Below are 4,245 nucleotides of genomic sequence, written 5' to 3' on the forward strand. Positions count from 1 at the left end.
GCCTATCCCCGAAATAGCCACTTTCCAAAACGAAGATGGCTCCGATAATCTCCAAGAGACCATAGAAGCCAACTATAAGCGTGTCAAACAAGAAGTGCTATTCCTCGTTGACAGTGAAATTACCCGCATCAAATCCGACCCTTTACTCGCTCACCTCATCAAAGAGTAAATATGCAGTAAATGAAAACGAAATTAATTTAGAGCTTTATTCCTTGTTCTTGGCTTTGCAGCACATTACCTATGCCTATTTTTTCCTTGGTATGCTTACGAATAGTGTAGCGGAGAAGAATCCAAGGTCGGAAACCAAGGTCTGTCTGCCTATTCCAGTTGTAAGATTTGAAGGAGCCAGTCTCCGAGAAGGTTTCAGTCGTCAGAGCACCAGTAAAGTTTTGCAGAGCCACGGCAATATAAAAGTCAGGAGTGATATTATAATTAACCTGTAATTGTGCAAAGGTGGGTCTAAAATACTGCGTTCTAGACTGAGGAGTATAGCTATACTTTTGCCAGCTAATATCAGCACCAAACATCCACTTACCCTTGTACCACCACACACCAGCATTGACTAGGGGCATAGTCTTTACCTCTTGCCCCTCAAAGTAGTAGCGATTTTGTCCACCTCCTACATAAGCGTAGCTCAAACCATCCCTAAAGTTATAGTTAATGTTTGCTCCCCAATATAAGAAGTCAAACTTCCCGTCATTCTGATAAGTGTTGACCCGAACTCCTTGATCAATATAGGAGTATGGGGTAATCCTATCAGTATAATGATTATAGGTAACGGTCAGAGGAGTGAGGAAGAATCGCCCCAATCTAAGCCTATAATTGAGCCCTACTGTATGCATCTGCTCAGGCATGAGCAGGTGATTACCTCGTGTAACTACTAGAGGGTCACTAGAAGTGTTGTAGGGATTAAGTTGTCCTACACTTGGGCTGGTATTAGTCAGATTATAATTGAGACGAATAGTGTTCTTCTTATCAATCACATAGTTGCCAGAAACAGCAAACCTTGGTCTCCAGTAGCTGTTCTTCTCGCCACCCGCATCAAGCCAAATACCCTCCAATCCAGCCGAAAGCATATAATTGAGCTTTCCTATTTTGCTTGAGAAAGAGGCGTAGAAGTATTCGTCAAATCGCCGATGATTAAAGATAGGCAATTGCTCACTCACCTGCTCGATCTTATCATTGATCCACCGTGTATTACTTCCGATATCAATACTACTTCCACTTTCCGACTGCTTAGTGTAGTTGACCTCAAGATTCATAGAGGAGCGCTGATTGTCGTATTCAAATAGGTACTTATTCTCTACCCCTCTACTATACGCCTCTATGTGGTCGCCATCAAGTTTATTACGATTCTTATTGTACCAGTATCTCGCCTGCAACTGAGATTTGTCCTTAAAGTCGTGCTGGTAAAATAGACCTCCCGTTAGGATATAGCTATTATCTACACTATTAGATGATAGAGTAAAAGGAGTTTCTACTGCTTGTCTTAGCGTTCCTGCTCCACTCATTTCACTCCAATCCTTCTTCTTATTGCCATAAAACTGGGCTGCCATATAGTCCCTCTCCCCAATCTGCCATTTGAGGATTAGGTCACCATTCACGCCACGGTTATTGACTAAAGAAGTGCCCTTGCTAGCTTTGTGAAAATCAGTATCCTCCTGCCATTGCTCATAGTCGCTATTACGATTAAGCGTGCCATTGAGAGACAAACGACCGAAAAGAGATACTTTAGTATTCCCCACCTCAAAATATCCTACTCCAAATCCATTGCCTGGTAAAATATCGCTTCTAGCCGCCACTTGGAAAAATTGATAGGGGCGACGCTTGCTCTTGAGCTTTATATTGAGCATATTCTGATACCCCTTTTGTAGATATCTAGCACTCACGACTTCAATCACCTCTACAGAGGCAATATCCTCAGAATTGATAGGGTTTACTCCAGTATTTACTGGCTTGCCATCCACCAATACAATCGGACTAGTGCCATCCTCCATCTTGATGCTCTGTATTGCAACGTTTACCCTTAGTCGAGGGATTTCACTAAGTGCCACAAAAGGATTACGACTACTCTTTGCTTTTTCACTTAAAAAGTATACCTCTCCAGTAGCTGTTTGCCTTACTCGATCACCAACAACCTCCAACTCTCCAAGTGTCATAGCGCTATCAGGTTGTAGTACAAACCGTAGATCCAATAAGTCTTTATCAAAAGTAAAAGTCTGTACATACTCAGCATAGCCCAAAGCGTTGATCTCCAATAGGAATGTCCCCGATGGGATATTCTCAATTGAAAACTTGCCCTCCTCACTGGCAAGAGAAATAGCCACCAGTTGATCACCCTCAGAGAGCACCAACTGAGCACCAGTGATTGGTTCTCCATCTATAGTTACTACAATTCCTTTAAACTGATTTTGTGCGTATATGCCTTTCATGTTTAACAATACAAAAATCAGTATCAAAAAAAACTTCCTATATTTTTTCCCCATAGTGATAGCAATAAGTTAAGGTTACATTTGATTCGATTCTTTTTCTAATTCTATCTTAAGTCTGTGATATCTATAAGAATACAATAAATAGTCTGTAGTATCCATATTCATCGCATCGAATGTGCATATATCTTTTCCTTTGTGCGCAATGAGTTGACGATTACAAGGACCTAGGCAAACTGGGTACCATTTGCATTGTTTGCATTTCTCTTGTGTTAAATCTTTAAGCCATTCAGCTTTTTTGCTTTTATCCCAAGTGACTTCTCCAGTTCCCAAATTAAAAGATCCAAGAGAGTTTTCGTCATTAAATTCAGAGATCGTAGAACACTTAAACACCCTGCCATCATAGTTAAATAAAACTTCTCTATTTCTTTCTGCAAAGCAAACTGAACCCTTTGGCATAATGTAGTAATCAACCAAAAAGTTCTTATCGAAAAGCTTATTAATGGCGTTAAACAAAAGTTTTTTATCTACTTTGCCTTTATCAATTTGCCAAACTTTCTTGAGAATCACATATGTGTACTTTCGATTTAGGAAATCAATATCATTGATAATCTCATCTATCCTCTTTAATGTTGCATTACTAAAGTTTATTCTCACTGCAACATATCTGTTTTCTATATGTTTCTCTATTAACTTTAAGACATCTATCGTAGCTTGATATGTATCCCAATTAGGTCTGTTTTTGTCAATCTTTATCTTATTGTGAACTCTTCGATCTCCATCTAAAGTAATTTGGAATACACAATGAAAATTTGACAAATATGAAATAATATCTGGAGTGATTAAAGTTGCGTTTGTAGTAAAATCAGCGATAAGTTGAATATTGTTGCTCATTGCAAATAGTTGAGCGGAATCTAAAATTTGTTTGATTCCATGAAAGTCAACAAAAGGTTCTCCTCCAAAAAATGAAACCTTTAGTACGTTATACCTTGACTTCTTATATTCAAGTTGGATGTATTTATTTATTCCCTCTATAACGTCTGTTGATAGTCTTGTGTCTGGTTTTCTAACCTCATAACAGTACCAACAGTTTAGATTACAATCTAATGTCGTGTTTACCATTACATGACAGAGAGAGTTGTTATATTGTAATCTTCGTTTAGTATCTTGAATGATATCATATTCATTTAGATTTTCATCTACAATGAAGTCGTTCTTTGTTAGATGTTCATAGAATGAGGGATCCTCAGAAAAAAGTAAATCATAATCATTCTGAGCCATTAATCCTTTTCTTCTCTCATTCAAGAATAAGAAGCTATTGTTGAAAGCGTTATAACATAAGTGTACTCCTGGCGAGATGTCTTTTTCTATTAGATATTTGTTTTTTCTCATGACATTTATGGCAACTTGAGGGTGTGTCAACAATCGAATTTATAAATAATGAGCTATCAGAATGATAGATTGAAGCACAAGGGCATTCCCTTGACAAAATTCATCTCAAAATTTGCACTTGATTATTGACACACCCCACCTAAATTTAACTCATTTCAATTGTTGCATGGCATAAGCCATCTGCATTGTTAGTTCCAGAACAACGACCATCTGCGTTATTTGTTCCTTCACATTTGCCACTACCATTATTAGTTTGGCTTCGGCTCTCCTCGTTCATGAAACTTCCTCCTTCAAGATAAACCATTTCCTCTTCTCGTAAAACCTCTAGGAAAGAAGTCGATAAATTCATTGTTGACATAATGATAATTTTTAAAAGTTAGTAAAACAAGTATAGTACTCCCCATTTTTCGACAACGGGCTAGTG

At 38.2% G+C, this 4,245-nt stretch carries 3 protein-coding genes; all 3 read right to left on the reverse strand.

What is annotated here, in order from left to right; genetic code table 11:
- Positions 1 to 197: 197 nt before the first annotated feature.
- Positions 198 to 2,432, reverse strand: coding sequence for a TonB-dependent receptor (locus IX315_RS09405; RefSeq protein WP_211640761.1), 2,235 nt, complete (start codon positions 2,430 to 2,432; stop codon positions 198 to 200).
- A 75-nt stretch (positions 2,433 to 2,507) separates the two neighbouring features.
- Complete coding sequence (locus tag IX315_RS09410; RefSeq protein WP_211637469.1) at positions 2,508 to 3,821, reverse strand: radical SAM/SPASM domain-containing protein; 1,314 nt, start codon at positions 3,819 to 3,821, stop codon at positions 2,508 to 2,510.
- A gap of 145 nt (positions 3,822 to 3,966) precedes the next feature.
- A complete protein-coding gene (locus tag IX315_RS09415) occupies positions 3,967 to 4,179 on the reverse strand; it encodes a hypothetical protein (protein ID WP_134852735.1) in 213 nt (70 codons plus the stop codon).
- Positions 4,180 to 4,245 lie beyond the last annotated feature (66 nt).

Source organism: Porphyromonas levii (assembly GCF_018206105.1).
GTDB classification, from domain to species: Bacteria; Bacteroidota; Bacteroidia; order Bacteroidales; family Porphyromonadaceae; genus Porphyromonas_A; species Porphyromonas_A levii.

Bases quoted from the DNA above. Each gene is read 5' to 3' on its own strand.
- IX315_RS09405 (WP_211640761.1), bottom strand. From the start codon at position 2,432: ATGAAAGGCATATACGCACAAAATCAGTTTAAAGGAATTGTAGTAACT.
- IX315_RS09410 (WP_211637469.1), bottom strand. From the start codon at position 3,821: ATGAGAAAAAACAAATATCTAATAGAAAAAGACATCTCGCCAGGAGTA.
- IX315_RS09415 (WP_134852735.1), bottom strand. From the start codon at position 4,179: ATGTCAACAATGAATTTATCGACTTCTTTCCTAGAGGTTTTACGAGAA.